31 protein-coding genes and 1 pseudogene are annotated in these 26,509 nt (G+C 68.3%); 18 read left to right on the plus strand and 14 right to left on the minus strand.

Annotated features, from left to right (window positions below):
* Positions 1-3: 3 nt before the first annotated feature.
* Complete coding sequence (locus tag AB8M46_RS15805) at positions 4-192, minus strand: DUF1918 domain-containing protein (RefSeq protein WP_037332488.1); 189 nt, start codon at positions 190-192, stop codon at positions 4-6.
* 102 nt (positions 193-294) lie between these two features.
* On the opposite strand from AB8M46_RS15805, the gene AB8M46_RS15810 reads away from it, so the two are divergent.
* From AB8M46_RS15810 to AB8M46_RS15825, 4 genes are read left to right on the plus strand one after another with little or no spacing between them, the layout of a single operon-like run.
* Positions 295-813, plus strand: coding sequence for a TrmH family RNA methyltransferase (locus AB8M46_RS15810; protein WP_228694728.1), 519 nt, complete (start codon positions 295-297; stop codon positions 811-813).
* 22 nt (positions 814-835) lie between these two features.
* On the plus strand, positions 836-1,480 hold the full coding sequence (locus tag AB8M46_RS15815; RefSeq protein WP_378428556.1) for a spermidine synthase: 645 nt from the start codon (positions 836-838) through the stop codon (positions 1,478-1,480).
* Entirely contained in the window at positions 1,462-2,043 is a 582-nt protein-coding gene (locus AB8M46_RS15820; protein ID WP_394360578.1) for a hypothetical protein, read from the plus strand. The genes AB8M46_RS15815 and AB8M46_RS15820 overlap by 19 nt, the downstream gene beginning before the upstream one ends.
* A gap of 7 nt (positions 2,044-2,050) precedes the next feature.
* Positions 2,051-2,617, plus strand: a complete 567-nt coding sequence (locus AB8M46_RS15825; protein WP_394360579.1) for a GNAT family N-acetyltransferase — start codon at positions 2,051-2,053, stop codon at positions 2,615-2,617.
* On the opposite strand, the gene AB8M46_RS15830 is transcribed toward AB8M46_RS15825, so the two are convergent.
* Positions 2,618-3,205 (minus strand): HhH-GPD-type base excision DNA repair protein, encoded by a 588-nt coding sequence (locus AB8M46_RS15830; protein ID WP_360968066.1) that lies wholly within the window; start codon positions 3,203-3,205, stop codon positions 2,618-2,620.
* 38 nt (positions 3,206-3,243) lie between these two features.
* Positions 3,244-4,122, minus strand: coding sequence for a LysR family transcriptional regulator ArgP (locus tag AB8M46_RS15835; protein WP_360084173.1), 879 nt, complete (start codon positions 4,120-4,122; stop codon positions 3,244-3,246).
* Positions 4,123-4,188: 66 nt separating this feature from the next.
* Here AB8M46_RS15835 and AB8M46_RS15840 point away from each other — a divergent pair, with 66 nt between their 5' ends.
* A complete protein-coding gene (locus AB8M46_RS15840) occupies positions 4,189-4,803 on the plus strand; it encodes a LysE/ArgO family amino acid transporter (RefSeq protein WP_037332475.1) in 615 nt (204 codons plus the stop codon).
* Here AB8M46_RS15840 and AB8M46_RS15845 read toward each other — a convergent pair whose 3' ends face one another.
* The gene (locus tag AB8M46_RS15845) at positions 4,804-5,628 is read right to left on the minus strand and encodes an aldo/keto reductase (protein ID WP_394360580.1); all 825 of its coding nucleotides are present in this window, start codon (positions 5,626-5,628) and stop codon (positions 4,804-4,806) included. It abuts the gene before it with no gap.
* A gap of 5 nt (positions 5,629-5,633) precedes the next feature.
* Complete coding sequence (locus AB8M46_RS15850; RefSeq protein ID WP_394360581.1) at positions 5,634-6,473, minus strand: NAD-dependent epimerase/dehydratase family protein; 840 nt, start codon at positions 6,471-6,473, stop codon at positions 5,634-5,636.
* A 115-nt stretch (positions 6,474-6,588) separates the two neighbouring features.
* Here AB8M46_RS15850 and AB8M46_RS15855 point away from each other — a divergent pair, with 115 nt between their 5' ends.
* Together AB8M46_RS15855 and AB8M46_RS15860 are read left to right on the plus strand one after the other, a co-directional pair.
* Positions 6,589-7,023 carry an Lrp/AsnC family transcriptional regulator gene (locus AB8M46_RS15855; protein WP_200882661.1) on the plus strand — a complete coding sequence of 145 codons (435 nt, stop codon included), beginning with the start codon at positions 6,589-6,591 and terminating at the stop codon, positions 7,021-7,023.
* A 108-nt stretch (positions 7,024-7,131) separates the two neighbouring features.
* Entirely contained in the window at positions 7,132-7,986 is an 855-nt protein-coding gene (locus AB8M46_RS15860; protein ID WP_394360582.1) for an esterase/lipase family protein, read from the plus strand.
* Positions 7,987-7,989: 3 nt separating this feature from the next.
* Here the strand turns inward: AB8M46_RS15860 and AB8M46_RS15865 are convergent, their stop codons facing one another.
* From AB8M46_RS15865 to AB8M46_RS15875, 3 genes are all read right to left on the minus strand, one after another.
* Positions 7,990-8,985, minus strand: coding sequence for a DUF2203 family protein (locus tag AB8M46_RS15865; RefSeq protein ID WP_394360583.1), 996 nt, complete (start codon positions 8,983-8,985; stop codon positions 7,990-7,992).
* Positions 8,986-9,006: 21 nt separating this feature from the next.
* On the minus strand, positions 9,007-9,600 hold the full coding sequence (locus tag AB8M46_RS15870; protein ID WP_073847406.1) for a hypothetical protein: 594 nt from the start codon (positions 9,598-9,600) through the stop codon (positions 9,007-9,009).
* A gap of 82 nt (positions 9,601-9,682) precedes the next feature.
* A complete protein-coding gene (locus AB8M46_RS15875; RefSeq protein ID WP_233629569.1) occupies positions 9,683-10,192 on the minus strand; it encodes a hypothetical protein in 510 nt (169 codons plus the stop codon).
* Positions 10,193-10,438: 246 nt separating this feature from the next.
* On the opposite strand from AB8M46_RS15875, the gene AB8M46_RS15880 reads away from it, so the two are divergent.
* Both AB8M46_RS15880 and AB8M46_RS15885 read left to right on the plus strand, forming a co-directional pair.
* Positions 10,439-11,662, plus strand: coding sequence for an NADP-dependent isocitrate dehydrogenase (locus AB8M46_RS15880; protein WP_037332460.1), 1,224 nt, complete (start codon positions 10,439-10,441; stop codon positions 11,660-11,662).
* Positions 11,663-11,852: 190 nt separating this feature from the next.
* A complete protein-coding gene (locus AB8M46_RS15885; protein ID WP_081975676.1) occupies positions 11,853-12,158 on the plus strand; it encodes a hypothetical protein in 306 nt (101 codons plus the stop codon).
* A gap of 60 nt (positions 12,159-12,218) precedes the next feature.
* Here the strand turns inward: AB8M46_RS15885 and AB8M46_RS15890 are convergent.
* Positions 12,219-12,712 (minus strand): annotated as a pseudogene (locus tag AB8M46_RS15890) (MBL fold metallo-hydrolase).
* A 46-nt stretch (positions 12,713-12,758) separates the two neighbouring features.
* On the opposite strand from AB8M46_RS15890, the gene AB8M46_RS15895 reads away from it, so the two are divergent.
* Both AB8M46_RS15895 and AB8M46_RS15900 read left to right on the plus strand, forming a co-directional pair.
* Entirely contained in the window at positions 12,759-13,565 is an 807-nt protein-coding gene (locus AB8M46_RS15895; RefSeq protein ID WP_394360584.1) for an exodeoxyribonuclease III, read from the plus strand.
* 28 nt (positions 13,566-13,593) lie between these two features.
* Complete coding sequence (locus AB8M46_RS15900; protein ID WP_125732314.1) at positions 13,594-14,448, plus strand: hypothetical protein; 855 nt, start codon at positions 13,594-13,596, stop codon at positions 14,446-14,448.
* Here AB8M46_RS15900 and AB8M46_RS15905 read toward each other — a convergent pair.
* Positions 14,442-14,942 carry a cupin domain-containing protein gene (locus AB8M46_RS15905; RefSeq protein WP_394360585.1) on the minus strand — a complete coding sequence of 167 codons (501 nt, stop codon included), beginning with the start codon at positions 14,940-14,942 and terminating at the stop codon, positions 14,442-14,444. The genes AB8M46_RS15900 and AB8M46_RS15905 overlap by 7 nt on opposite strands.
* Positions 14,943-15,008: 66 nt before the next feature.
* Between AB8M46_RS15905 and AB8M46_RS15910 the strand changes: the two genes are divergently transcribed.
* The gene (locus AB8M46_RS15910; RefSeq protein WP_350595131.1) at positions 15,009-15,512 is read left to right on the plus strand and encodes a MarR family transcriptional regulator; all 504 of its coding nucleotides are present in this window, start codon (positions 15,009-15,011) and stop codon (positions 15,510-15,512) included.
* A gap of 56 nt (positions 15,513-15,568) precedes the next feature.
* On the opposite strand, the gene AB8M46_RS15915 is transcribed toward AB8M46_RS15910, so the two are convergent.
* Positions 15,569-16,453 carry a glycoside hydrolase family 19 protein gene (locus AB8M46_RS15915; RefSeq protein ID WP_037332453.1) on the minus strand — a complete coding sequence of 295 codons (885 nt, stop codon included), beginning with the start codon at positions 16,451-16,453 and terminating at the stop codon, positions 15,569-15,571.
* Between the two features lie 399 nt (positions 16,454-16,852).
* Between AB8M46_RS15915 and AB8M46_RS15920 the strand changes: the two genes are divergently transcribed.
* Complete coding sequence (locus tag AB8M46_RS15920) at positions 16,853-17,182, plus strand: hypothetical protein (RefSeq protein ID WP_037332451.1); 330 nt, start codon at positions 16,853-16,855, stop codon at positions 17,180-17,182.
* 470 nt (positions 17,183-17,652) lie between these two features.
* Here the strand turns inward: AB8M46_RS15920 and AB8M46_RS15925 are convergent, their stop codons facing one another.
* Positions 17,653-18,399: a trypsin-like serine protease gene (locus tag AB8M46_RS15925; RefSeq protein ID WP_037332450.1), complete on the minus strand. Its 747-nt coding sequence runs from the start codon at positions 18,397-18,399 to the stop codon at positions 17,653-17,655.
* 163 nt (positions 18,400-18,562) lie between these two features.
* Between AB8M46_RS15925 and trpS the strand changes: the two genes are divergently transcribed.
* Together trpS and AB8M46_RS15935 are read left to right on the plus strand one after the other, a co-directional pair.
* Positions 18,563-19,582 carry a tryptophan--tRNA ligase gene (gene trpS, locus AB8M46_RS15930; protein WP_125732320.1) on the plus strand — a complete coding sequence of 340 codons (1,020 nt, stop codon included), beginning with the start codon at positions 18,563-18,565 and terminating at the stop codon, positions 19,580-19,582.
* 41 nt (positions 19,583-19,623) lie between these two features.
* Positions 19,624-20,646, plus strand: coding sequence for a YhjD/YihY/BrkB family envelope integrity protein (locus AB8M46_RS15935; protein ID WP_037332446.1), 1,023 nt, complete (start codon positions 19,624-19,626; stop codon positions 20,644-20,646).
* Between the two features lie 129 nt (positions 20,647-20,775).
* On the opposite strand, the gene AB8M46_RS15940 is transcribed toward AB8M46_RS15935, so the two are convergent.
* Complete coding sequence (locus tag AB8M46_RS15940; protein WP_394360586.1) at positions 20,776-22,014, minus strand: D-alanyl-D-alanine carboxypeptidase family protein; 1,239 nt, start codon at positions 22,012-22,014, stop codon at positions 20,776-20,778.
* Between the two features lie 43 nt (positions 22,015-22,057).
* Between AB8M46_RS15940 and AB8M46_RS15945 the strand changes: the two genes are divergently transcribed.
* Positions 22,058-22,312, plus strand: a complete 255-nt coding sequence (locus AB8M46_RS15945; RefSeq protein WP_125732324.1) for an SCO4848 family membrane protein — start codon at positions 22,058-22,060, stop codon at positions 22,310-22,312.
* A gap of 78 nt (positions 22,313-22,390) precedes the next feature.
* A complete protein-coding gene (locus AB8M46_RS15950; protein ID WP_394360587.1) occupies positions 22,391-23,803 on the plus strand; it encodes a S8 family peptidase in 1,413 nt (470 codons plus the stop codon).
* Positions 23,804-24,145: 342 nt separating this feature from the next.
* On the opposite strand, the gene AB8M46_RS15955 is transcribed toward AB8M46_RS15950, so the two are convergent.
* Positions 24,146-25,063, minus strand: coding sequence for a hypothetical protein (locus tag AB8M46_RS15955; RefSeq protein ID WP_394360588.1), 918 nt, complete (start codon positions 25,061-25,063; stop codon positions 24,146-24,148).
* 161 nt (positions 25,064-25,224) lie between these two features.
* Between AB8M46_RS15955 and AB8M46_RS15960 the strand changes: the two genes are divergently transcribed.
* The gene (locus AB8M46_RS15960) at positions 25,225-26,442 is read left to right on the plus strand and encodes a M14 family zinc carboxypeptidase (RefSeq protein WP_394360589.1); all 1,218 of its coding nucleotides are present in this window, start codon (positions 25,225-25,227) and stop codon (positions 26,440-26,442) included.
* Positions 26,443-26,509: the final 67 nt, after the last annotated feature.

Genomic DNA, 26,509 nt, shown 5'->3' on the forward strand with positions numbered 1-26,509 from the left:
CGGCTACTCGGCGCGCGTCTGGACTTCGCAGTCGGGGCCGGGGAAGACCAGCCCTTCGTGTCCGTCCGCGAACCGGACGAGATACGGCGGGGCACCGTGTTCGCCGCGTACCTCGAGGATCTCGCCGCGTTGTTCGGCCGAGCCCACCGTGCGTCCGTGCACGTGGATCTCGTCTCCGACGGTCGCCTGCATGAGAACCACCTCCGACGTTTCAAGGTTAGGAGCGTCGGAGTGATCCCGCTACAGTGTCGGCATGATCCTCGAAATCCTTGGAGGCGCGACGCCTCACGTCCGGTGAGCCCGTCGATCCGGGTCCGCACGCCCTCGGAGCTGCGTGCGGCCAGAAGAAGGAAATCCCATTCCTGCTGGGGGCATCTCGTCGCGGCACCGCTGTGGCCGCTGCACGGCGCGAACCTCGGCACCCTGTTGCGGACCTGCGACGCCGTGGGCGCTTGCCTTGCCGTACCGAGGTTTCCCTGGGTACCGGAGGCGCTGCGCCGCGGGAACACGTTGCGGCGTCCGGCTTGTGTGCACTGGGTGCACGATCCACCCGGCTGGCTGACGCGGGAGAAGGCGGCGGGCACGGCGATCGTCGGCGTCGAACTCGCCGACGAAGCCGTGCGCCTCGCCGATCTCCCGCCCGCGCGAGGGCGGACGATCGCGGTGCTGGGCCATGAGCAGCAGGGAATTCCGCCGGAAGCGCTGGACCTTCTCGACACCGTCGTCGAAATCCCGATGGTGGGCACCGGCGCGAGCCTCAACGTCGCCGTCGCGGGCAGTCTGGTGTTGTACAAATTGGCGGGCTTGCTCTGACCGTCGCCGATAGGCTGCCCGGATGACCGACGTACTCGACAAGGTGGCCGGGAAGAGCGGCGAACTGGTGCTCCGCCGGGCGGGCGGCGATTTCGAGGTCATCGCCAACGGCGTCTTCCTGATGGACACCCGTAACGGTGAATCCGAACGGTTGCTCGTCTCGGTGGCCGCGGATCTGGTGCCGGGCAAGGCACGGATGCTGATCGGCGGCCTCGGGGTCGGCTATTCGCTGCGCGCCGCGCTGGACCACCCCGGTGTCGGTGAGGTCGTGGTCGTCGAGCGCGAGCCCGCCGTGATCGGCTGGAACCGCGAGGGTCCGCTCAAGGACGTCCATGACGACGCCCTGTCCGACGAACGGGTCACCGTGGTCGAGGCCGATCTGGTGAAATGGTTGCGTCGGACGGAAGAGCGGTTCGACGCGCTGTGTCTCGACATCGACAACGGTCCTGAGTGGACGGTCACCGACGGCAACGCGAAGCTGTATTCCGGCGCCGGTCTCGACATGCTCACCGCGCGGTTGCGGCCGGGTGGCGTGCTCGCGGTGTGGAGCGCCGAGTCGGTCCCGTCGTTCGCGAAACGGCTGCGGGCGCGGTTCGGCGAGGTGCGGGAGCTGAAGATCCCGGTACCGCAAGGAGAACCGGACGTGCTGTGGTTCGCGCGGGTGTAGCCGACGCCGCGCGCGTCAACGCCCGCTGGTGCGATGTGGTGTGCCGGACGGGCACCTTCACCGCCCGCGTCTGGAAGTCGCCGATCCGGACGCCGCCGCTGTACCCCGACGCGGTGACCCTGGCTCCCGACGCGACGGTCGCGGAGGTACTGGACGGGATCGACACCTCGCCTGGCTGCGCGGTGAAGGACAGCTTCGCCTGCCTGGATCTCGCGCGCGAAGGTTTCGAGGTGCTCTTCGAGGCGACGTGGATCGCGCGGACGGCCGACGTGCCGCTCGAATCGGGCTGGGCCCGAGTCGACGACCAGTACGGCGATCCGTCCGTCGCCGTGTGGTCGAACGGTGTCGCCGGGGTGACGGCCAATCGTGACGGCGGCTTCGCCGGACTGTCCAATTTGTACACTCAAGGCGACCTGGACGATGCATGGCGCGGCGCGACCTCGGCCGTCGCTGCGAGCTTCCCCGGCTTGCCGATCACCGGCTACGAACGCGGCGAAGATCTCGACGCCGCCCTCCGCGACGGCTACACGGCGCTGGGGCCGCTGCGGGTCTGGCTGAAATGATCGCCGCATGGAGATCACGACCTGGCACCTCGAACAGACTTCGCCGGACGACTTGAGCGCGGCGAAGCCGCCCGCGGTCCCGGTGACGGTCACCCGCGCCGAGCTGGTCAGCCCGGAGCTGAACCGCTACCTCTACACCGCGGTCGGCGGCGACTGGTTCTGGATCGACCGGCTCGGCTGGTCGTGGGATCAGTGGATCGAGTGGCTGGACAGGCCGGGCGTCGAGACCTGGGTGGCGTACGCGCAGGGGACGCCGTGCGGCTACTTCGAGCTCGACGGCACTGTCGAGGGCGAAGTCGAACTCGCGTACTTCGGACTTATGTCGTCCTTCGTCGGCAAGGGCCTCGGAGGGCATCTGCTGACCGTCGCGCTGCGGGAGGCGTGGGCGCTCGCGGAGCGCTGGCCGGGCAAGACGCCGGCGCGCCGCGTCACGGTCCACACCTGCACCACCGATGGCCCGGCCGCGCTCAAGAACTACCAGGCGCGTGGCTTCCGGCTGTTCCGCACCGAGGTCGAGCAGGCCGAACTGCCCGCCGAGACGCCGGGGCCGTGGCCGGGGGCCGGGAAGAAGTAGCTACTTCGCCGGAGCCTTGGCGGCCGCCTTCGCCGCCTTCTTGAACGCGCGCACCTCGCCGAGGGTCTTCGCGTCGACGACGTCGGCGATCGAACGTCGTGAGCCGCGGTCGCCGTACGCACCCGCGGCGGCCCGCCAGCCCTTGGGTTGCACGCCGAGCTGCTTGCCGAGCAGCGCGAGGAAGATCGCGGCCTTCTGGTCGCCGTAGCCGGGCAGCGCCTTGAGCCGCTTGAGGACTTCGGGGCCGTCCGGTTTGGGCCGCCCGGCGGTCCAGATCCCGGCCGCGTCGCCGTCGTAGACCTCGACGACGTGCTGGGCGAGATCCTTCACCCGGCGCGCCATCGAGCCGCCGTAGCGGTGGATCGCGGGCGGGACCACGCACAGTTCGACGAAGGTCTCGGTGTCCATCGCGTGGATCTTCTCGATGTCGAAACCGTCCATCCGGTCCGCGATCTTCTGCGGGCCGCGGAACGCGTGTTCCATCGGGAACTGCTGGTCGAGGAGCATCCCGACGAGCAGCGCGAACGGGTCTTCGGTGAGCAGCCGGTCCGCTTCCTCGTCCCCGACCAGGTGCAATGCGCGCGTCATGCGCCCAGGATCTCACGACCGGCCCGGTGCGCGCGTCCTCATCCGTGTGGGTCCACCAGCAGGTCCGCGGCCGCCGTGGTGACGGCGTCCGACACCGCAGCCAGCGCGGGGGAGTCGAGTTTCCACTGCTGCCAGAACAGCGGTACGTCGATCGGGTGGTCCGGGTCCAGGCAGGCGAAGGTGCCGTCGCGCAGGCGGTCGCCGATCTGCGCGAGCGGCACCATGCCCCAGCCCATGCCTGCCGCGACGGCGTCGAAGAACCCTTCGGACGACGGGACGTAGTGCCGCAGCGAGCTCGCGATCGTGCCGCGCTCGCGCGCGAAGCGGTCTTGAAGGTCGTCACGACGGTCGAAGACGACGACGGGTGCTTCGGCGAGGTCGAGGTCCGTGCCGAGCGCCGGGCTCACGACGGCCAGGTAGCGCATGTGCCCGAGCCGGTGCACCGAACACCCCGCGACCGGATCGGGTGACGACGTCACGGCGGCCATCACCAGGCCCTCCCGCAGCAGGGTCGTGGTGTGGTCCTGGTCCTCGCGATGCAGTTCGAAGCAGATCTTCTGCTCGGGCGGCACCCGCGTGAGGGCGGGCAGGAACCAGGTCGCCAGCGAATCCGCGTTCACCGCGATCGGCAGCCGGACCGGTTCGTCGCCGGCGGTCAAGCCGAGTTCGGCCCGGGTGTCGGCCTCCAGCAGGGCCATCTGACGGCCGAACCGCACCACCGCCTGCCCGGATTCGGTCAGCCGCACCGGTTTCGTGCGGATGAGCAGGACGAGGCCGGTGCGCTGTTCGAGCGCCTTGACGCGCTGGCTGATCGCCGACGGCGTCACGTGCAGTGCCGACGCCGCCGCGTCGAACGTGCCTTCGTCGGCGACCACCAGCAGCGTGCGGACCAGGTCGAGGGGCAGATCTCTCATCACGAGCGCTAATCTTACGTAAGAATCTTTAGCTGTACTGTTGACGATCGGCTTCCTAGCCTCGTCCGTATGGGAGACGTTCTGTTCAGCCTGGGTGCCGGATTCGGCGCCACCATGGCCCTCATCGTCGCGATCGGCGCCCAGAACGCGTTCGTGCTGCGCCAGGGCATCCGTCGCGAGGCGGTGCTCGTGGTGGTGCTGATCTGCATCTTCTCGGACGCCATCCTGGTCAGTCTCGGCGTCGGCGGGGTCGGCGCGCTGGTGGGGACGTCACCCGAAGCGCTGACCGTCGTCGCGCTGATCGGCGGCGCCTTCCTGCTTTGCTACGGCGCTCTCGCGGCCCGCCGCGCGTTCAAGCCTGCCGCGCTGGAGACCGGCGGCCCGGAGACCGGCGGATCGCTGCGCCGCATCGTGCTGACCACGCTGGCGATCACGTGGCTGAACCCGCACGTCTACCTCGACACCCTCCTCCTGCTCGGCGCGATCGCGGCCGGGCACGGCAGCGACCGATGGGCGTTCGGGGTCGGTGCCGTGTCGGCCAGCGTGCTCTGGTTCCTCGCGCTCGGTTTCGGCGCGCGGCTGCTCAGCGGGTTCTTCCGCAAACCGTCGTCGTGGCGGGTGCTGGACGGCCTGGTCGCCGCGACGATGATCGGCCTGGGCGTGGCGCTGGTGGCCGGCGCCTGATCACGGCAGGCGGGCCAGCTCTTCGGCAGTGAGCACGAGATCGGCCGCGGCCGCCGAATCGCGGATCGTGGCGGGCCTCGTCGAGCCGGGGATCGCGATCATCGACGGCGATTTCGCGAGCAGCCAGGCCAGGCACACTTGCTGGGGGCTGACGCCGCGTTCCTCCGCCACGGCACGGAATTCCGCGCCGATGCCGCGGAGCGGGCCCCACGGCAGATACGCGAGCCCGAGTTCGGTGCACAGCGCCAGCTCCGGTTCGTGCGCCAGCTGCGCGGGCGCGTGCTCGTTCTGCACCGAAACCAGTGTCTCGCCGAGGATCTCCCGTGCTTCGAGGATCTGCGCCCGGGACGCGTTGGAGATCCCGGCGAGCCGGATCTTGCCTTCGTCGGCCAGTTCCTTGATCGCGCCGACGGACTCCGCCCACGGCACGTTCTCGTCGGGCTTGTGCAGCTGGTAGAGCCCGATCGCGTCGACGCCGAGCCGTTTCAGCGAGCCCTCGCAGGCCGCCTTGAGATGCGTTGGAGTCCCGGTGACGGTCCATGAGCCGTCACCGGGACGGCCACGGCCGCCCTTGGTCGCGACGAGCACCGCGTCCGCTCCACTGTGGACGGACAGCGCGGCGGCGATCAGCTCCTCGTTGTGGCCGATCTCGTCCGCGTGCCAGTGGTAGGAGTCGGCCGTGTCGATCAGCGTGACCCCGGCGTCGAGCGCGGCGTGGACGGTGGCGATCGCGCGGTCGCGATCCGGCCGGCCTTCGATCGAAAGCGGCATCGCGCCAAGGCCGATCGCGCTCACTTCGACGTCTCCGATGCTGCGGTAACGCATGGGGGTCAAGCCTTTCTGAGTTCTTCGACGGCTTCGGCGAGCCAGTCGGTGGTGGTGGAGAAGGAGAAGCCGAGGCCGGTCGCGCGCGAGGTGTCCAAGACGGCGTAGCGGTCGAAGGAGAACGGCGAGGCGTCCTGCTCGACGACCCGGAACCCCGGCTCCGCGCTGATGGCGGCGGCGAGATCGAGCACCGACAGTGCGCCGTGCGAACCCGCGTTGACCGGACCGGTGAAGTCCGCGAGCGTGGCCCAGGTCAGGAAGTCCGCGATTTCACGCGCGTGGATGAACGTCGAGGGGCGGGGATCCGCGTGGATGTCCACGGCGTCCCCGGCGTCCAGCCGTTCGACGTAATGCCGCAGCCGCCCAGTGAAGTCTTCGCCACCGAGGACGTGCGCGACGCGTACCGGGACGAACGGTGTGTCTCCCGCCGAGAAGACCGCTTCGGCCTGCCGCTTGCCTTCGCCGTACTCGTACTCGGGAAGTTCGAGGTCGACGGTCGCCGGGGTGAGCAGCGCTTCGGTCATCGGGGTCTCGGTCCGGACCTGGTCGTAGACCTCGATCGTCGACGTCATCACGTAGCGGTCCGCGCGCAGGACGCGGCGCGCGATCTCCGCCTGGACCGGCGTGTAGCAGACCTGGTCGAGCACGACGTCGAACGAACGGGAACCCACCGCGGCCTTGAGCCTGGCTTCGTCGTCGCGGTCGGCGATCAAATGCGCGACGCCGGACGGCGCGGGGGTGGAGCCGCGGTTGAGGACGGTGACGTCCATTCCGGCATCACGGAGCCGCTCGACCACCCCGCGGCCGAAGTACCGGCTTCCGCCGAGAACGAGCACTTTCTTCATGTTCACCAGTGTTACGGTGGTGATCCAGGTGTTTGAAGGGGAAAGCATGGGTGAAACGGCGGAATCGCAGAAAGATTCTCGGTCGAATCGAGGATCCACTGAAAGTTCACTGGACGTGATCGATCGGCGACTTCTCGAACTCCTCCAGGAGGAAGGCCGCATCACCCTGAGCGAACTCGGGCGCCGTGTCTCGCTGAGCCCCGCCGCCGTCGGCGAACGCGTCAAACGCCTCGAAGCCGACGGCACGATCACCGGCTACGCGGCACTCGTTTCGCCGTCCGGGATCGGTCTCGGGCTGCGGGCGTTCGTGCGGATGGCGCCGCACAGCGGGTTCACCGTCCGGCATCCGCGGACGCGGAAGATCATGGACCGCCCCGAAATCCTCGAACTGCACCATGTGGTGGGCGAGGACTGCTGGATCCTGAAGATCGCCGTGCGCGACACGAGCCACCTGGAAGAACTGCTGGAGGACCTGTCCGCACTGGGCGCCACGACGACGTCGATCGTCATGTCCAGTCCGATCGAAAGGCGTGTGCTGCTGCCCTTGTGATCCGTCACAAGAGGCGACGCGTAAGTCTGGTCGTTCTCCCGGTTCGGCTCGTCGATTTGTGACGCATGATGACTCGCATCACATACTGACGAGTAACCGGAGGCAGGGATGCGGGCTCGGATCCTCACCACGCTTGTCGCGGCCTTGACGTTCACGATCGCCGTCCCGGCGGTGGCGAGCGCGGCGCCGTCGAGCGGTTGGAACGACTGGTCGTGCCGGCCGAGCGCGAGCCATCCCGAGCCGGTGGTGCTGGTGCACGGCCTCGGCGGCAACGCGACGACCAACTGGTTCTACCACGCGCCGAAGCTCAAGGACGCCGGTTACTGCGTCTATTCGCTGACCTACGGCTCCACCGTCCTGGGTGGACAGTTGTTCGGCGGGCTCGCCTCGATGCGGAAGAGCGCGGCCGAACTCGGCGCGTTCGTCGACCGCGTGCGCACGAGCACCGGCGCGGACAAGGTCGACATCGTCGGGCATTCCGAGGGGACGACGATGCCCGCGTACTACCTCAAATTCGAGGGAGGCGCGGAGAAGGTGAAGCATTTCGTCGGCTTCGGCTCGAACTTCAAGGGCACGTCGCTCAACGGGTTCTCCGAGCTGGCGAAGGCCGTGCTGTCGCTGCCCGGGATCGACCTGCTCGCCGACGGCGTCTGCGGGGCGTGCCGTGAATACCTCGCGCCATCGGCGTTTCTCGACGACCTCGCCCGCGATGGGGTGAGCGTGCCAGGGCCGACGTACACGAGCATCGTGAGCCGGCACGATCGAGTGGTCACGCCGTACACCAGCGGTGTGCTCGGCGAGCCGGGCACGACCGACATCGTGTTGCAGGACCGGTGTGGCGTGGACGTTTCCGGGCACCTCAGCCAGGCGATCGACCCGAACGTGACGAGCCTGATCCTCAAGGCGCTCGACCCGGAGAACGCCCCCGCGCCGAAGTGCGTGCCGTTCTTCGCGCCGCTGTAGCCCTCAGGGCCTGGTCGCGTGCACCACGAACACCGACCGGACCCGATCGTCGGACTCGACGTCGAGCCGCTTCACCGTCACCTCGGTGAAGCCGGCTTCGGCGGCCAGTTCCGCCGCATCGTCCTCGGTTTCCGGCAGCTTCAGGTCGGTGGGGACGATCGCGGCGAACGCCTCCGACGGCCGGAACGCCGACGCGATCGGCAGACTGAATCCGACCCGCCCGCCCGGGCGCAACGCACGCAACCAGTCGCGCAGGGCGGCCGCGCCGAGGAAATGCAGCGAGGACGCGCACAGCACGGCGTCCGCGCCCTCGTCCTCCACCGGCGACGGGACCGCGGAGGCGACCTGCCAGGTGATGCGCTTGCCGGGATCGTGCGTCGCCGCCTTCGCCTCGGCCTGGGCGATCATGCCCGGCGAGATGTCGATCGCCAGCACTTCGCCCGGCTCCAGGCGCAATGCGGCGAACGCGGCCACCCCGGTCCCGGTCGCGACGTCGAGAACACGCTCGGGCGTGGTGCTGCCGAGACCGTCGACGAGCGCGTCGGCGACGAGGCCGTGGAAGGTGTCTTCGTCGTAGTGCGCGGCGATGCCGTCGAACAGCCCGGCCGCGATCTCCTCGCTCACGACCGAGACCCTATCCGGGAGGCGGCGCCGCCCGGCGAAACCCAGGTCGACGCGGTGATACCAGCACAGCTCCGGGTCGCCTTCGAGCCAGCACAGCAGGACGTCGACGCCGTCGAGTTCGGCGGGGAAGTCGACCAGGAGCGGGGCGAACCCCTTCAGCTCCGCCCCCGTCCGCTGGACGGTGGTCATCAGGTCGTCCAGCCGGGCCTGCGCGGCCTTCCACTCCGGCATCCCGCCGAGCGAGGTCTCCCGGCCGCCGGGGCGCAGGGAAGCGGCGAGCTCGGCCGCGTCGGCGCGGAGACGGACGAGCTCGTCGAGCACCGGGCGTAGCCGGGCTAGCTCGGCGCGGGCTTCGGGAACGGTGAACAGACCCATGCGCCGATGGTCCCAGCCCGCTCAGCGGCGCCTCCGGGCGAGTCTCGACGCGAGGCCCGCGCCGATCAGGAGGAAACCGGTCGCGAGCAGGCCGCCGATGAACAGCCAGCTCGTGACGCCGTAGGTGACGTCGTTCTGCGGCAACAGTTTCACCAGCCGGAAGCCCCACTCGGGCACGGCGATGGTGGCCACTCCGGGTGCGACGCCCCAGACGAGACCGCCGAGGATCGGGCCGGTCGCCGAGAGCGCGCCGAGCAGCCCGACGGCCAGCAGGAGGATCCCGCCGCCCACGAGCAGGCCGATGCTGAAGACGTCACGCTGGGTGCTGAGCGTCGCCTGGACGAGCATCTGCTGCCGCAGCCCGCCCCAGGCCAGCAGACCGAGGGCGACCGGCGTCAGGATCAGGCCGCCCGCGCCGCTGAGGACGCGTCGCACACCTCGGCCAGCGCGCGGGTCTTCGGCGCCCAGGTCGTCATCGAACGGCTCGTACGGTTCGTACGACTCGACGTCCTCGTACGGCCTCCGGGGGTCTCGCGGGTTTTCGGGTTGCTCGTACTCGCCGTACTCCTGGTAGTCCTCGTCGTCGTACTCCGCGACGTACCGGTGCGATGACATGGGCGGGTCACCTCCCTGACCCGGACTACGGACGCCGGCCCCCTTCGGTTCACTTTGATCTCCGCGGAGCGCGTTTAGCCCGCTAAACGCGATTTGAACGACGGCGCGAGAGGGTGCCCACCAGGCCCGCCCCGATCAACAGGAAACCGCTCCCCACCAGCGCGCCCATCACCAGCCAGGTCACCAGGCCGACACCGAGGCCGCTGCCCCCGGCGTCGTAGATGACGCTCATGACGTCGCGCGGGCTCAGGAGGAACCCCACGCCCGGCAGCACACCCCACACCAGCCCGCCCAGCGCCGGACCGAGTCCGGACAACGCCCCGAGGAACGCCACACCGAGCAGGAGCAGGCCGCCCAGGAACAGGAGGATGATGCCGAGCGGGTCCTCGCTGATGGACAGGGAGCGCGAGAAACCCCGCTGGACCAGCGTGCCGCCGTAGATGGTCACGCCGAGCGCGACCGGCGTGAGCAGGAAACCACCCAGCCCGCTGATCACCCGGGGCACCGCCCGGCTGCTTTGCCTAGGCTGGAGGTAAGGCTCCGGCGTCGCCGGCTGCCCGTGCGGTGGCACGGCGTAGGGGTCGGTGGTCATGAGGTCCGCCTTTCCGGTGGCCGACGTGCCGATTGTCGGGTTCGGTTCGATGATGGCGCGGTCGCCGACGTTCCCGTGACGGCCGGATGGCCGTCGTACGACCGGGTGACGTCGGACACATCAGCCTCGTGGAGACTTGATACCGACCACTACTGGAACCATCCAGGACCGTTAAGCAGTACGCTTGTACCGCTACCGGAGACTGAAGAAGAAACGCGAAGATCCGCGGAAGGAGCACCGCTGCTCATGGCCAAGATCAAGGTCCAGGGCACCGTCGTCGAGCTCGACGGTGATGAGATGACCCGCATCATTTGGCAGTTCATCAAGGACAGGCTGATCCACCCGTACCTGGACGTGAACCTGGAGTACTACGACCTGGGCATCGAGGAGCGGGACCGCACCGACGACCAGATCACCGTCGACTCCGCCAACGCGATCAAGAAGCACGGCGTCGGTGTCAAGTGCGCCACGATCACGCCGGACGAGGCGCGCGTCGAAGAGTTCGGCCTGAAGAAGATGTGGCTCTCGCCCAACGGGACGATCCGCAACATCCTCGGCGGCGTGATCTTCCGCGAGCCGATCGTCATCCAGAACATCCCGCGCCTGGTACCGGGCTGGACCAAGCCGATCATCATCGGCCGTCACGCGCACGGTGACCAGTACAAGGCGACCAACTTCAAGGTCCCCGGCCCGGGCACGCTGACCATGACCTACACCCCGGCCGACGGTTCCGAGCCGATGGAGTTCCAGGTCGCGCAGTACCCCGAGGGTGGCGGCGTCGCCATGGGGATGTTCAACTTCCGCAAGTCCATCGAGGACTTCGCACGTGCCTCGCTGCAGTACGGCCTCGACCGCGAGTACCCGGTCTACATGTCGACCAAGAACACCATCCTGAAGGCCTACGACGGCATGTTCAAGGACGTGTTCGAGGAGATCTACCAGGCCGAGTTCAAGGCCGACTTCGACGCCAAGGGCATCACCTACGAGCACCGCCTGATCGACGACATGGTCGCCGCGGCGATGAAGTGGGAGGGCGGCTACGTCTGGGCCTGCAAGAACTACGACGGTGACGTGCAGTCCGACACGGTCGCGCAGGGCTTCGGCTCGCTGGGCCTGATGACCTCGGTGCTGCGCACCCCGGACGGCAAGACCGTCGAGGCCGAGGCCGCGCACGGCACGGTGACCCGGCACTACCGCCAGCACCAGCAGGGCAAGCCGACCTCGACGAACCCGATCGCGTCCATCTTCGCGTGGACCCGTGGCCTCGAGCACCGCGGCAAGCTGGACTCGAACCCGGAGCTGATCGGCTTCGCGAACAAGCTGGAGCAGGTCGTCATCGAGACCGTCGAGAGCGGCAAGATGACCAAGGACCTCGCGCTGCTGATCAGCAAGGACCAGCCGTTCCAGACCACCGAGGAGTTCCTCGCGACGCTGGACGCCAACCTGGCCAAGAAGATCGCCCAGGCCTGAGTCCCGTAACCGCTTGAAGGCCCCCTTCCCTCGCGGAAGGGGGCCTTTTCGCGTTGTGACGGTGGGTAGCCCGTGACCGGCCGGGTTGGCGCCTCCGGGTGGTAGGCGATCCGGGATCTGGGCGACCGCCCCGGCTTCTGCCACTCTGGACCGGACAGAAAACGATTCCCTTGTTCGAGGAGTGACCATCATGGCCATCTCGAAACCGGTCTTGTTCATCGGCGGCGGACTGGCGCTGATCGTCGTCGTCGCCATCTCGGGACAGGACAGGGAGTCGAGCGCGTCGAGCCCGACCGGTTGCCAGGTCGTGGTGACGGCGGACGTGCTCAACGCGCGCGACGCCCCCGGTGGGCAGAAGATCGTCGGCAAGTACGTCAAGGACGCGAAGATCGACGCGCAGCCGGTGGTCGAGAACGGCTTCCGCAAGATCGCGGAGGGCAAATGGGTTTCGGCCGAGTTCGCGCCGCCGGTCCAAGGTTCGAAATGTGGCCCGTGACCTGCGGGATCGCGTTTAGCCCGCGAAAGGCGACGTGGGCGTTGACCTGCGGCTTCGCGATTAGCCCGCGAAACGCAGGTGGGCCCCTTCCGCGGCCGCCAGGACCTCGCCGCTGAACTCCTGCCGCGCTTCGGCCACCGAGATCCCGCGGTCGGAGCCGGGCCAGAAGTGGGTGAGCAGCAACCGCCGGGCACCTCCGCGCTCGGCCCAGTACCCGGCCTCGCCCGCCGTCGACACCAGGCGTGGCGTCTCGTCGGAGGAGGGGCCCTGGAGCGTGGCGTCGGCGATGAGCAGGTCGGCGTCGCGCGCCAGCTCCGCGAGGATCGGGCTGGGCCCGCTGTCGCCGGTGTAGGCGACGGTCAGCCCGGGCGCGCGCCGTAGTTCGGAACGTGGTGCGGCAGCAGGAACGTCGTCATCCGGAACGGCCCGACGTCGCGCGGCGGGCCGAGGTCGAGCACCAGCTTGAAGCCCTCGTGGACCAGGAGGAAGCCGGCGCAGGCCCGGCCGGGTTCCGGCCAGGCGCCGCAGCTGCCCAGCACGGTCAGCTCGCTCATGCGCGCGAGTCTCCCAGTGCCGTTTCTGTCGGACCCCCCGGGTAGCGTGCGAAGGGTGCTGACCGTCTCCACTGTGAATGTCAACGGCCTCCGTGCCGCCGCGAAAAAGGGCTTCGTCGAGTGGCTGGGCTCGACGAAGGCGGACGTCGTCGCCTGTCAGGAGGTCCGGGCCGAGCTCAAGGAGCTCCCGGCCGGTGCCGCCGCGCCCGAGGGCTGGCACGTGGTGCACGCGCCGTCCGTGCAGAAGGGGCGCAACGGCGTCATGCTCTTCAGCCGGGCGGAGCCGGAAGAGGTCCGCATCGGTTTCGGCGAGCCCGAATTCGAGGACAGCGGCCGCTACGCCGAGATCCACCTGCCGAACGTCGTCGTCGCGAGCCTGTACCTGCCCAGTGGCGATGTCGGGACACCGCGCCAGGACGAGAAGGAGCGCTTCATGGCGGCGTTCCTGCCGTACCTCGTCGACCTGCGTGCCAAGGCCGAGGCCGGTGGCCGCGAGGTCGTCGTCGTGGGCGACTGGAACATCGCGTACGACAAGATCGACCTGAAGAACTGGCGCGGGAACCAGAAGAGTTCGGGCTTCCTGCCGGAGGAACGGGAGTGGCTCGGCCGCGTGTTCAGCGAGGCCGGCTACGTCGACGTGCAGCGCAAGCTCGACCCGGAAGGCCCCGGCCCGTACACGTGGTGGTCGTACCGCGGGAAGGCGTTCGACAACGACACGGGCTGGCGCATCGACTGCCAGATCGCCACTCCCGGCCTGGCCGAGCGGTGCACCTCCGTCGTGGTCGAGCGCGCCGCGACCTACGACCAGCGCTGGTCCGACCACGCGCCGGTGACGGCGACGTACTCCGGATAACCTGCGCGCAGGAGATCCGGGGGTTGCGATGGAGACGAACGAAGCCAGGCGTATCGAGGCGACCAACGCCGAGCGCTACGCGATGTCCGGCCAGTACGGGTGGGAGTTCAGCCCGGACGCGCCGAACCTGCTGGAGCGCTGGACGGTCTTGCCGTTCAACCAGCGCGGCGACAAGCGGATGGCGTTCGGCGCGCTGAGCGGCGCGTACAACGGCCTTCGCTTCAGCGTCTTCGATTACCACCGCCGCCCGACGGTCACGAGCGTGCACACGCGGTGGACCAACAAGAAGGTCAACGAGCTCGACACGATCTCGATCGACACGGTCTGGGTCGTCACCCTGCCCGCACCGATGCCGAACTTCCAGATCGTGTCGAGTATCGAGTCCGCCTGGGACGTCGATCAGTACCCGGAGCCCGCCACCGCCGACCGGAAGTTCAACCGCTGGTACAAGCTGATCGACACCGACCCGAACGTCGCGGTCGCCGTGCTGACGCCGCAGGTCGCCGCCACGATGCGGTCGTCGAAGCTGCACACCTGGTCGCTGGTGGGCGCGGAACTGGTCTACGTCGAGAACCCGACCTTCGGCCGGACCAAACCGGACGACGTGCTCTCCACGCTCGGGAGGCTCGCGCAGCTCGTGTCGCTGCTGCCGTTCCACCTCGGTGGGCAGCCCGCCGCGCCGCCTCCGCCGCAGCCTTACCATCCGCCGCAACAGCAGTATCCGCCGCAGAACCCCGGGTATCCGCCGCAGTACCCGCCCCCGCCGCAGTACGGTCAGCCACCGTATCCGCCGCAATATCCGGGACACCCGCCGCAGCACTATCCGCCACAGCAGTACCCGCCGCAGTATCCGCCGCCGGGATACCCGCCGCGCGGCTACTGACGGGACTTCGCGCTCTCCGTCCACACTGGACTTTCGACGAAGTGGTTGTCGAACTTTTCCTGACTGTCCAAGAGATCCTGGACGGTCGCCTCGCCGTGCCCGACCTTCTCCAGTAGTCGGAAGTAGTCGAACCGTTCCACGCCGGGGATGAACACGATCAGAACGTCCGCCGCCGAGTCCACAGCCGCCCGGAACGCGTGTGTGGTCAGCGGCGGCACGACGAGCATGTCGCCTTCGGAAACGGTCACGATCTCCTCTCCCACAAGGACTTCCAGCTTTCCGCCGAGCATGAAGAACATCTCGGACGAGCCGGTGTGGTAGTGCGGCGCCGCGCCGTCGGCGCCGACGCCCAGCTGTGTTCTCGCGCTGCTCATGACTCCGCCTGTGGTCGAGACGTCGGCGAGCAGCGTGACGAGGGTGGGGGCCGCGCCGACGGTCTCGGCTTCGGCGGCGCGGACGAGGACGGGTTCGCGGGTTTCGATGCGCTGTGTCATGACCGAGATAGTTCCACTGCTGATAGTTCGCTGTCAAACTATCTCCCGTCGAATAGACTGCGTTTCGTGAGTGAACAAGGAAGCGCGGACGCGATCGACGCCGTCGTCGACGCCTGGCACCGCGAGCGGCCGGAGCTGGACTTGACCGCGATCGGGGTCGCCGGCCGGCTCGGCCGCGTCACGATGCTGACCACGCCGATGGTCGAGGCCGTCTTCGCCAAACACGGCTTGAAGCAAGGGGAGTTCGACGTGCTCGCGGCGCTGAGGCGGTCCGGGAAGCCGTACACGCTGATCCCGTCCGAACTGTCCGCGACCCTGATGATGTCCAGGGCCGGGATGACCAGCCGGATCGACCGGCTCGAGTCGGCCGGGCTGGTCGAGCGGGCGCTCGATCCCGAAGACCGGCGCAGCTTCCGGGTCACGTTGACCGAGCGCGGCTTCGAGGTCGTCGACGCCGCGATGACCGAGCACACGGCGAACGTCGCGAAGCTGCTCTCGCCGCTGGGTGAGGACCTCGGCGTCCTCGACGCTTCGCTGCGTCGGCTACTGGCGTCCCTCGACGAAAACTGAAGGGGCCCTTCGCCGCGTCACATGCAGCGAAGGGCCCCTTCAGTTCCCTGGACGGATCAGCAGTACAGGTTGCCTCCGGGGTCGACGCCGAGGATGCCGGTGAACTGCTGGTACTTGCTCACGCGGCTCTGCACCTGGGCGGGGTTGCCGCCGTTGCACTCGATGCTCCCGTTGATGCTGCGGATCGTCTCGCCGAAGCCGCGGCTGTTGACCATCGCGTTGTGCGGGGTCATCGTGCCGGGACCGTTCTGGGTCATCCAGTACCAGATGCCGGTCTTCCAGGCGACCGCCGCGTCGTTCTGCACCAGCCACGGGTTGGTCAGCAGCGGCAGGCCCAGCGCGTCGCCGGCGGCCTTGTAGTTGAAGTTCCAGCTGAGCTGGATCGGGCCGCGGCCGTAGTACGCGGCGTTGCCGGCGGGGCAGCCGTAGGACTGGCTCGTGTCGCAGTAGTGCGGGTAGTTCGCCTCGTTCTGCTCGACGATGTGGACCAGGCCGCCGGTCTCATGGCTGACGTTCGCCAGGAAGGCCGCCGCTTCCTGCTTCTTCACGGTGTCGCTGCCCGTGCCCGCGAAGGCCGGGTACGCGCTGAGGGCGGTGACCAAGCCGTTGTAGGTGTAGAAGGGGTTCCGGCTCGGGAACATCTGGTTGAACTGCGCCTCGCTGACCACGAAGCCGGACGGGTTCGGCGGGTTGGTTGTCCCGCCGCCGCAGGCGCCCTGATCGGCCCAGACCTGCGCCGTACCTGGGGTTTCGTTCTGCGTCCACCACTTCGCGGACCAGTTGTGCCCGTTGTAGGAGGCGGTGTTGCCGCCCCAGTAGACCGAGCTCGCGTTCCACGGCGCCACGCAGTCCGCGGCGGAGGCGGACTGGGCCGGGACGACGGCGACGGTGGTGGCGGCGAAGGTTGCGGCGACCGCCGCGAGAATACGTCGAAGAGACATCGGTGGCTCCTTCGTACGAGGGGACCATGCAGGGAGATTGGTCTATACCTTTTAAGGGGTATGGCCAACAGGTATAGACCATTGCGCACAAGAAACCAACCGGGGAAAGTCGGATCGTGCCTGTTCGGCCGCGTGCGACAGCCGAATGGCCTAACCCCTGTCCGGTTTTGTCAAAAACCGATTCCCCGCATGGCAACTCTGAGGCGAGGGGTGCTCGAAACATCCCCCCTGTGAGGGGCTAGTCTCGGGCCCCGAGTTGATCAGAACCCACAGGTCTTGACACGCTCGGTAGTTTTTTGACCAGCAACCTGGAAATGCTCACTCGTTCGGGTTAGCGTTCCGGTTCGGCAAAGTCACGTCACGGGAGGCACTCCGGTGCGGAACCCAGTTCATCTCCTGATGCGATCGTCCGTGCCCGCGGCCCGGGCCGCGGCGGTCATCGCGATCCCGGTCGCGTTGCTCGTCGCTGGCGCCGTTCCGGCGTCGGCAGCGGAGTCGGCGTCACGTTCGGAGATGGCGTTCGGCCTGCTGGGCCCGGTCGGCCTGATCGCCGTCGCGCTCGGCATCGTCGGCATGGCCTTCGGTGTGTTCCGCCAGCGCCGGAAGGCCCGCGCGGCCGCCGTCGCCCCCGCTCCCGTCGTCCCGCCGCAGCCCGCCGCCCCGCATGTGGCCGCGATGGCCGAGGCCGTGCTCGCGGACGACGCCCTCACTCGCCAGCAGCGCCCCTGACCTGCTTTCCCCCGCTTCGGATCGCGTTTAGCCCGCGAAACGCAGGTGGGTGCCCTGGGCCCGGCGGATCGCGGTTAGCCCGCGAAACGCAGGTCGGCGGATTTCTTGGGTAGGTACACCTAGTCCCGCCCGGATTGTTTCGCCGCGCGCTGATCGCCACGCTCGGGTCCATGACGGTGACGCGGCGTCGCAGCCGGCCCGGTGACCCCTTCCCCCGCGCCCTGGACCGGGCGATCACGGAAAGCGGCCTCGGGCTCGACCGGATCCGGCACCGGCTCGCCCAGCAGGGAGTCCGGATCAGTGTCGCGACCTTGAGCTACTGGCGGACAGGAAGAAGCCGCCCCGAGCGGTGCGACTCCTTGAAGGCGGTCGCGCTGCTGGAGCGGCTCTTCGAACTACCGCACGGTTCCTTGCTGAACCGGCTGGGCCCGCGTCGCCCCCGGGGGCGGTGGGGCGACGCGGGGACCGGGTCAGACGCCGGAGTTGGTGCGGATCCAGCTGCGGAAGTAGGGGACGTCCACGTAGATCGACGGCCCGGTCGCGCAGGTGCTGCTGTTGTTCCCGGCGCGGCTGGTGGCGCCGACCAGCTGCCAGACACCGCTGACCTGCTTCACCTGCGGGCCGCCCGAGTCGCCGTAGCAGGCGCCCGAGTTGCCGTTGGGGTTGTTGGTGCAGATCTCGCTGGCGGCGTTGATGCCGCTGCACCGGGTGTCGGCGACGATCGAGGTGTTCAGCTCCTGGAGGTTGATCGGGGCGCCACAACCACCGCGGACGGGGCAGGTCTGGCCCCAGCCGATGATCCGCGTCGCGGTGCCAACGGCCCCGGACGAAGCGGCGATCGTGACCGGCGCCTGCGACACCGCCGTCGAGAGACGCAGCAGCGCCAGGTCGGCGCTCGGGTGGGCGATGCGCTGGGCGACGCGGGCGACGGAACCGCCGCTGGTGCGGTTCGTGGTGCCGACCCGCACCTGGTACGGCGTGCCACAGTGCGCCGCGGTGACCACCCAGGTCGAGCTGATCAGTGAGCCACCACACTGGTGGCTGCCGGAGCTCGACTGCTGGGACACCATGAACGAGTAGACCTGGGTCGCGTTGCCGCCGCCGACGATGTTCGGCTGGACGCCTCCGGTGGGCTCGGCCGCCGCCGCGACGCCGGAAAGCGAGAAGACGGCCGCAGCCGCCATGGCCAAGCCCATCAGCAGGGATCGTGCCTTCATCTGGGTTCTCCTTCGGTGTGGCCGGAAGATCCGGTGCCATGAACGCTAGGAATCGGACACCGCGCCCAGAACCGTCGGAAGTATGTGGCGTTTAACCGTTTAGCCCGTTCGGCCGGGCCGAGGCCGGATGACCCGCCGTGGCGTGGCCTGACAGAATCCGGGCGTGTCCGACGAACAGAAGCGCCCGCGCGTACTCTCCGGGATCCAGCCGACCGCCGACTCGTTCCACCTGGGCAACTACCTGGGTGCGCTGCGGCAATGGGTGCGGCTGCAGGACACCCACGACACCTTCTACATGGTCGTCGACCTGCACGCGATCACCGTCGAGCAGGACCCGAAGGTGCTGCGTGAGCGCACGCGCCGGTCGGCCGCGCAGCTGCTCGCGCTCGGGGTCGACCCCGCCCGCAGCGCGCTGTTCGTCCAGAGCCAGGTGCCCGAGCACGCCCAGCTGAGCTGGGTGCTGGAGTGCCAGACCGGGTTCGGCGAGGCGAGCCGGATGACGCAGTTCAAGGACAAGGCCGCGAAGCAGGGCACGGATCGCGCCAGCGTCGGCCTGTTCACGTACCCGGTCCTGCAGGCCGCGGACATCCTGCTGTACCAGGCGAACGAGGTCCCCGTCGGCGAGGACCAGCGGCAGCACCTGGAGCTGACGCGCAACCTCGCGCAGCGGTTCAACAACCGCTACGGCAAGACGTTCACCGTGCCGGAGCCGCATATCGTCAAGGACACGGCGAAGATCTACGACCTGCAGGACCCGACGGCGAAGATGAGCAAGTCCTCGTCGACCGGCAACGGCCTCATCGAGCTGCTCGAAGACCCGAAGAAGTCGGCGAAGAAGGTGCGCTCGGCGGTCACCGACACCGGCCGCGAGATCGTCTTCGACGCCGAGAACAAGCCGGGCGTCTCGAACCTGCTGACGATCCTGTCCGCCCTGACCGACCAGCCGGTCGCCGAACTCGAGAACGCCTACGAGGGCAAGGGCTACGGCGACCTGAAGAAGGGCGTCGGCGAGGCGTTCGTCGAGTGGGTCACGCCGGTGCAGGAGCGCGTCCGGTCCTACCTGGACGACGTCGCCGAACTCGACAAGGCGTTGGCGCTCGGTGCGGAACGGGCCAGGGAGGTCGCTTCGGTGACCTTGCGGAACGTCTACGAGAACATCGGGTTCCTTCCCCCGGCAGGCTGATTCGCGCTGCGCGGCCGCGGCCGTGTGGTTAGCGTTTCAAGGTGGCGAAAGACGACGGCGCGAAGCCGGAAGAGGACAAGCTGCTACCGCGCCTGAGGCGCAAGTACGCCTGGCTCGATCACCTCATCCGGGCCAATGACGCCTTCACCGAGCGCTACGGCAACCACTACGCGGCCGCCATTACCTACTTCAGTGTGCTTTCGGTGATCCCGATCTTGATGGTCGCCTTCGCGATCGTCGGGATCGTGCTCAAGGGCGACACCGCGGTGACGAACCAGCTCGTCGACGGCATCACGAAGTCCGTACCGGACGGGCTACGGGGTCTCGTCGGCGAGATCATCGGCGCGGCGCTGAAATCCGGTGGCGGCATCGGAGTGTTCGGTCTGCTGCTCGCCCTCTACTCGGGCGTCGGCTGGATGTCGAACCTGCGCGACGCGCTGACCGCCCAATGGGGGCAGGAAAAGCAGAAGCTTCCGCTGGTTTCGACCACCATCAAGGACCTGCTGTCCCTCGTCGGGCTCGGTCTCGCGCTGGTGGTCTCGTTCGGTCTCACCGCGGCGGGCAGCGGGGTCGGGCGGTTCCTGCTCGAACTGGTCGGCCTCGAGAACCAGGGCTGGGCCGTTTTCCTGTTGAAGGTCGCGACGATCCTGCTCGGTCTTCTCGCGAACACCCTGGTGTTCCTGTGGGTCATCGCGAGGCTGCCTCGTGAGCACGTCGCGCTGCGCAGCGCGGTCAAGGGCGCGATCTTCGCCGCCGTCGGGTTCATCGTGCTCCAGCAGGCCGCGACCGTCTACCTCGGCAGCGTCACGAAATCACCGGCGTTCACGCTGTTCGGCCCGGTGATCGGTCTGCTCGTGTTCGCGAACCTCGTGTCGCGGTTCCTGTTGTTCGTCACCGCGTGGACGGCGACGGCGAAGGAGAACCAGCAGACGGTCATCGAGCCGCCGGCCCCGGTGCTGATCCACCCGAGGGTGACCGTGCAGCAGGGGCCGGGGCTCGGTGCCGTCGGCGGGGCTTTCGCGACCGGTGCCCTGTTGGGCTGGTTCGGCCGCCGGAGGTCCTGACTTACCGGCCGGGCTCCTGCGTGACCGGAGCCGGCTGCGCCTGCGCGGCCTTCTTGGTAACGGCGCGCGGGTGGAGACCGAAGGTCAGCGGTCGCGGCCGTCGTTGTCCGCCGATTTCGTTTCCGCGGTCTACTCGCCCGGCATGGCCTTTTTCCGCTGGTGACCGACGACGAACGACGCCACGATGATCAGGAACACGACCAGCGTGATGATCCAGCCCGTCACCCCGAACGGGTCTTCGGCCGCGGCCGCGGCGCCGCTGTTCGACGCTCCGTCCCCGTTCGGCGTGGCGTTCGCCGGGTCCGCGTTCACGATTTCCGGTGACCGGTATTCGATGCGCCCCACCGATTCGGCCTTGGCGTCGCGCAGCGCGATGCCGTAGTCGAGGAGTTTCGCCGCCTGCTCGACGACCCGCGTCGGGCGCTGCTCGGCGCGCAGCATCACGACCCCGATCCGGTGACCGTTCTGGACCGCGCTGCCCGCGTAGGTGTGGCGCGCGTCGTCGGTGAAACCGGTCTTCCCGCCGGTGAACCCGGGGTAGGTGCCGAGGAGTTTGTTGTCGTTGTAGATCGTGATGAGCGGCTTTCCCGCCGTGGGCGGGATTTCGAAGGTCTTGGTCTTGACCACCTTGGCGAATTCGGGCTTCTTCATCGCGTAGTGGAAGATCAGGCTCATGTCGTAGGCCGACGTCGACATACCGGGGCCGTCGAGCCCGGACGGCGTCGCGGCCCGGGTGTCCGTGGCGCCGATGCGGGTGGCCAGCGCGTTCATCTTCGCGACGGTCGCGTCCACCCCGCCGAGCACGGTGGAGAGCGCGTGCGCCGCGTCGTTGCCCGAATGCATCAGCAGGCCGTGCAGCAGCTGGTCCACTGTGTACTGACCGCCCGCGGCGATGCCCATGCAGGTGCACTCCTGCTCGGCGTCCTCCTTGGTCGGCACGATGCTCTTGCCCGGCGGGAGTTCGGTGACCACGACCAGCCCGAGCAGCACCTTGATCAGCGACGCCGGCCGCTGGCGCGCGTGCGGGTCCTTCGCCGCAATGATGTCGCCGTTGTCGAGATCCTGCAGCACCCACGACGCGGAGGTGTTCCCCTCGGGCGGGTTCAGCGCACGCTTCGGGAGCACGAGCCCGCATTCGGCCATCCGGTCGCCGCCCACCGGGACCGGCGGGACCGGCAGCGGGGCCGGCGCGGCCTCACCGGGACGCGGCTTCTCGGAGGTGTCGATGGGCGGGGGAGGCGTCGTCTTGTTCGCGCACGGCTGCGCCTGGGCTGGTGGCTTCGGGGCGGCTGTGGCCACCGGCGTCACCGCGAGGGCGAGCACACCGGAAACGAGGACCAGGAGCGACCGGGAGATAGCGCTGTGCACCCGAGCAATGTAGCGTCGCCGGGCCCGCTGCATACTCAGGGGCATGCGCATTTCGCGAGGTACTTCGATGTTCCTGCTGGGTTTCGGCGTGTGGTCGTGGATCATCTGGATCACGTTCGCCAAGAACCTCTGGGACAGTGACCGCGCCTGGGCCGCGGACGGCTCGCCCACCGCCTACTTCATCGTGCACGCGGTGCTGACGGTGGTCTCGTTCGTGCTCGGCACCATCATCGGCGTCATCGGTCTGCGCACGCTTCGTGGCGCCAAGTCACGGGACGCGGAGAAGGCTGACGCCTGATCCGGTTTGTCGTCCTTTTGACGGTGGTGGCCCGCCTTCGGCTCGCTTACGTTCACTCCACCGAATCATGGAGGTGGAATGTCCCGGATCAGACGCCTGCTCGTCCCCGCGCTCGTCGCGGCGGCGGCGGGAAGCGTGTTCGCGGCCCCGTCGGCGAGCGCCGCGCCCGCGCCGCAGTGCGACACCGCGAGCGCGCCGTTCAACTACGTGGTGCTCTACAACCCGCGTACGCCGGAGCGCAAGGTCGACAGCGAGCTGCGCGCCAAGTGCGGCGAGAAGGTCGCGTACTACCCGGAGATCGGGGTCGCGGTGGCGACCTCGCGCAACGCCGACTTCCAGGCGAAGATCGGCGTCTTCCGCGCCTACTCGGGCGGCCGTGACGTCGCGTTCCCGCCGGCGGCCACCGCCCGCGCGACCCGCTCCGCCGTGGTCGACACCAAGGAGAACGAAGAGACCACCAGCGTCGCGGTCGAAGAGGATCTGTCGGCCCAGCAGTGGGACATGCGGGCGATCCAGGCTCCCGAGGCGAACAAGATCTCCGGTGGCAGCAGCTCGGTGACCGTCGGCGTGCTGGACTCGGGCATCGAGCCCACCCACCCCGCGCTGAAGGCGGCCCTCGACCCGACCGTGTCGGCAGGCTGCAACAGCGGCGCGCCCGACACGACGCCCGCCGCCTGGGCGCCCACGACTTCGGACCACGGCACGCACGTCGCCGGCACGATCGCGGGCAAGGACGCCTCGCGCGGCTTCACGGGTGTGGCGCCCGGCGTCAAGCTCGCGTCGGTGAAGGTCGTGAACGACGACGGCCTGATCCTCCCCGAGGCCGCGGTGTGCGGGTTCATGTGGGCGGCGAAGCACCGCTTCCCGGTCACGAACAACAGCTACTACATCGACCCGGGCATGTTCTACTGCGCGAAGGAGCCGGGCGACGCGGCCGCGTTCGAGGCCGTCCGCCGCGCGGTGACCTACTCGACCGGACGTGGCGTGCTGAACGTCGCCGCCGCCGGTAACAGCGGCTTCGACCCGGACAAGCAGACCACCGACCCGAACCGCCCGCACCCGGTCGACGAGAGCTGCGGCATCCTGCCCAAGGCCATCGACGGCGTCGTCAACGTCTCGGCCATCGGCTACGCGGGCACGAAGTCGTCGTACAGCAACTACGGCGACGACGTTTCGGTCACCGCCCCCGGTGGCGACCGCGCCCAGCTGCCGCCCGCCGGCCAGGGAGTGGGCTGCCCGCTGTCGACGATCTTCAACGGCGGCTACGGCGCCAAGTGCGGCACCTCGATGGCGTCCCCGCACGCCGCCGGTGTCGCCGCGCTGCTGGCTTCCCGCTACCGCCACGCTCCGCCGCGGCTGCTGACCTGGCTGCTGGAGCACCAGGCGGACGAGGTTCCCTGCGGGACCGCGGCGCCGGTCTGTGAAGGCCCGGCGAAGGACAACTCGTACTACGGGCACGGCCGCGTCAACGCCCTGGACGCGGTGAAGTAAAAGGATTTCCGAATATTCGGGGCCGGTCCACGTGGTGGGCCGGCCCCGAATGCGTTCCGGTCGCTTGCGGAAAGGCAAGATCCGTTCGGTGACCACCCGAACACGTGCCGGATTTTCCGGTCTTGGTGGCCCGTGAGCGCGGTAAACTCGTATAGGTGAAACCCCAATGGGGTAGGTGCCGAGTGAAGATCGAGCGACTTCGGCTACTGTGCCGTCCACCACATCGGCACCGATGGGGGCGACCAATCAACCTCGCGAATGGATGCACATGATGACCGGCGGTTCTGAGACGGGTGGCAACTAGCCACCGCCTGGCTCCGGCATGAAACCCGTGCCGGAGCGTCAGCCGTTACGCGTGTAGTCCGCGACGAAGCCCATGTGCTCGCTCAACCGGGGCTCGCGGGCGGAGTACTCGACGATCACATCGTTGTTCCGCACCTTCTTCTTGAAATTGCGGGCCCCCTGATTGCGCACGGTGAGAGACGCGGGGTTCGGGACGTTGCGGAAGACGACCCGGTGGGTGAACTTGCAGACCTGCTTGTCGAAGACCACGTCGAAGTCCTCCGGCTCCGCACCGCTCATCAGGTCCGCCGACATCTTCGGCCACCACCACTCGACGGTCACGAGATCGCCGTCCGCGACCCGGTTTCCCAAGTGGACGTAGATGTCGAGACGGGGTTTGCCCGCCTTCGAGTTCTTCCAGACCGACGTGGCCTTCGCCCGTGTGCGCTCGGACGCGCTTTCCGGTCTCGCGTGGTACGCCTTGCACGAGATGCGTCGTTTCGCTCTGGCGGTCAACGGGGTTATTCCGTAGTAGGTCATTTTGAGCGAAACGTATCTCGGCTTACCGTCCGAGGCGGCGCTGAGGATCATGTTGCGTTTGCAGTAGACGTCACCGTTGTTCTCGACGATGGTTTCTTGCCGCCATTCACGGAGGACGATCGGTGAATCCGTGTGCATGCTGTCGGCGTAGTCGTGAAGGATGTTCTCCACGTTGACGAGTCTGTTGCGTTGCCGTTGCGTTCCCGCGAACGAAACCAGCGCGGCCAAGACGAACAACGCGCCGGCGGCGGTGGCGAAAGCCGTTCTGAGCCAGGCGATGCCGAGCACCTGGCCGAGCAAGCCGACCGTACCCAGCATGGTGATCGTGCTTCCGAATACGCGAATGTAGCCGTGTTTGTAAACCAGTTCTTCGATTTCCGCGATCAGAGGCACGAGTCGCTGCGAAAGGATCGCGCGCAGCTCCGAACCAGCACCCATCGCCTCGCCGCCCCTCGATCACCCGGCTTGGTGACTCTCCAGGCTATCTCAGTCACACACCGTTTCCAACGGTCTTCTTGGCGGCGAAGCACCTTTCGCCGGATTCGCGACCGGTGCGTTCTCGCTACGTTGTGAACACCTTCGACAGTGGGGAGTTCACGATGTCGGTGTTCGGTCGGTTGGTTCCCGTGGTGGTGGGGCTGGCGATGCTCCCGCTGGTCAGCACGCCCGCGGCGGCGGCTCCGGTGACGCCCTGCAGCGAGGAGCCGCGGGAGCTGCCCATCGACGAGTTCACCGACTACCGCGAAATGGTGCGGGAACTCGGCAGGCTCGAGCGCGTGAGCAAGGGGCGCGTGGCGGTCGAGGAGGCCGGGCGGTCCAACCGCGGCCGGGTGATCCATCAGGCGACCGTCGGGACCGGGCCGAAGGTCTTCGTGGTCTCCAGCGAGATCCACGGAAACGAGAAGACCGGCACCGACGCCCTGCTCCGGATCCTGGACTACCTCGGTACCTCGGAGTCGCGGGACGCCGAGCGGCTGCGGAAGACCATCACCTTCGTCGCGGTGCCGAAACTGAACCCGGACGGCGCCGAACTCGATCGGCGCGGCAACGACCTGTCGTGGGCCGAGGTGCAGCGCAAGTTCCCCCAGCTGAAGGGCCGGCCGCCCGCCTGGAACTACCTCAGCGACGTCCTCCAGGGCGACGACTACCGGAAGCGGCCCGGGTTCGACGTCAACCGCGACTTCAATCCGGACCTGAACTACGTCCCGCGCGCGGAGGACTTCCCGGGCGCGCCGGATCAGCCGGGCTGGTTCATCACGCCCGAGTCGCGGGCTTTGCGGTCTGTGTACATGGAGCTGACCGCCCGGCGCGGGAAGGTGCCCGACGTCTACGTCGATCTGCACCACCAAGGCGCGTGCGTCCGCCAGGAAGGCAGCAACCGGCTCCTCGACGTCGGCATCGACTACCCGCCGCTGCCGGACAAGTTCTTCGAGCCCGGCCAGAAATACGCGAAGTACCGCGACGTGTACACAAAGGACGAATCGCGGCAGCTGGCGATCAGCGGCTTCAACGGGATGACGTCGCGTGGCTTCGTCGGGGCGCGGTACCCGCATGGCGCGGATCGTGATCTGCCCGGGCAGGCGCGGTGCTCGTTCGCGTTGAACGGGACGGGGACGGTGCTGTTCGAGGTGCGCGGGCAGACGCAGACGCTCGGGCAGCAGCACCGGGAGCACTTCACGCGCGCGGTGATGGCGGGGCTGTACAACATGCTGCGGGATGTGAGCACGGGCGCTGTGGACCGCATCGACCCGGAGGCTTTCGACCTGCTGCCCGGCACCGCCGACTCCGCAGCCGCTCTGGCTCGCGTGCTGGAATAGCGCGGCTGTTCTCCTCCGTCTTGATGCGCGTGAAGGCCTCCTTCCCTCGGCTGAGCCGAGGGAAGGA

The sequence above is a fragment of the Amycolatopsis sp. SB7-3 genome (assembly GCF_041021335.1).
Lineage (GTDB): Bacteria > Actinomycetota > Actinomycetes > Mycobacteriales > Pseudonocardiaceae > Amycolatopsis > Amycolatopsis japonica.

Excerpts from the sequence above, each read along its gene's own strand:
- AB8M46_RS15805 (WP_037332488.1), bottom strand. The coding sequence starts at position 192 with ATGCAGGCGACCGTCGGAGACGAGATCCACGTGCACGGACGCACGGTG.
- AB8M46_RS15885 (WP_081975676.1), top strand. The coding sequence starts at position 11,853 with ATGGCCATCTCGAAACCGGTCTTGTTCATCGGCGGCGGACTGGCGCTG.
- AB8M46_RS15860 (WP_394360582.1), top strand. The coding sequence starts at position 7,132 with ATGCGGGCTCGGATCCTCACCACGCTTGTCGCGGCCTTGACGTTCACG.
- AB8M46_RS15925 (WP_037332450.1), bottom strand. The coding sequence starts at position 18,399 with ATGAAGGCACGATCCCTGCTGATGGGCTTGGCCATGGCGGCTGCGGCC.
- AB8M46_RS15865 (WP_394360583.1), bottom strand. The coding sequence starts at position 8,985 with ATGGGTCTGTTCACCGTTCCCGAAGCCCGCGCCGAGCTAGCCCGGCTA.
- AB8M46_RS15845 (WP_394360580.1), bottom strand. The coding sequence starts at position 5,628 with ATGCGTTACCGCAGCATCGGAGACGTCGAAGTGAGCGCGATCGGCCTT.
- AB8M46_RS15870 (WP_073847406.1), bottom strand. The coding sequence starts at position 9,600 with ATGTCATCGCACCGGTACGTCGCGGAGTACGACGACGAGGACTACCAG.
- AB8M46_RS15905 (WP_394360585.1), bottom strand. The coding sequence starts at position 14,942 with ATGACACAGCGCATCGAAACCCGCGAACCCGTCCTCGTCCGCGCCGCC.
- AB8M46_RS15900 (WP_125732314.1), top strand. The coding sequence starts at position 13,594 with ATGGAGACGAACGAAGCCAGGCGTATCGAGGCGACCAACGCCGAGCGC.
- AB8M46_RS15840 (WP_037332475.1), top strand. The coding sequence starts at position 4,189 with ATGGGAGACGTTCTGTTCAGCCTGGGTGCCGGATTCGGCGCCACCATG.
- AB8M46_RS15945 (WP_125732324.1), top strand. The coding sequence starts at position 22,058 with ATGCGCATTTCGCGAGGTACTTCGATGTTCCTGCTGGGTTTCGGCGTG.
- AB8M46_RS15920 (WP_037332451.1), top strand. The coding sequence starts at position 16,853 with ATGCGATCGTCCGTGCCCGCGGCCCGGGCCGCGGCGGTCATCGCGATC.
- AB8M46_RS15825 (WP_394360579.1), top strand. The coding sequence starts at position 2,051 with ATGGAGATCACGACCTGGCACCTCGAACAGACTTCGCCGGACGACTTG.
- AB8M46_RS15915 (WP_037332453.1), bottom strand. The coding sequence starts at position 16,453 with ATGTCTCTTCGACGTATTCTCGCGGCGGTCGCCGCAACCTTCGCCGCC.
- AB8M46_RS15880 (WP_037332460.1), top strand. The coding sequence starts at position 10,439 with ATGGCCAAGATCAAGGTCCAGGGCACCGTCGTCGAGCTCGACGGTGAT.
- AB8M46_RS15955 (WP_394360588.1), bottom strand. The coding sequence starts at position 25,063 with ATGGGTGCTGGTTCGGAGCTGCGCGCGATCCTTTCGCAGCGACTCGTG.
- AB8M46_RS15960 (WP_394360589.1), top strand. The coding sequence starts at position 25,225 with ATGTCGGTGTTCGGTCGGTTGGTTCCCGTGGTGGTGGGGCTGGCGATG.
- AB8M46_RS15850 (WP_394360581.1), bottom strand. The coding sequence starts at position 6,473 with ATGAAGAAAGTGCTCGTTCTCGGCGGAAGCCGGTACTTCGGCCGCGGG.
- AB8M46_RS15830 (WP_360968066.1), bottom strand. The coding sequence starts at position 3,205 with ATGACGCGCGCATTGCACCTGGTCGGGGACGAGGAAGCGGACCGGCTG.
- AB8M46_RS15815 (WP_378428556.1), top strand. The coding sequence starts at position 836 with ATGACCGACGTACTCGACAAGGTGGCCGGGAAGAGCGGCGAACTGGTG.
- AB8M46_RS15875 (WP_233629569.1), bottom strand. The coding sequence starts at position 10,192 with ATGACCACCGACCCCTACGCCGTGCCACCGCACGGGCAGCCGGCGACG.
- AB8M46_RS15950 (WP_394360587.1), top strand. The coding sequence starts at position 22,391 with ATGTCCCGGATCAGACGCCTGCTCGTCCCCGCGCTCGTCGCGGCGGCG.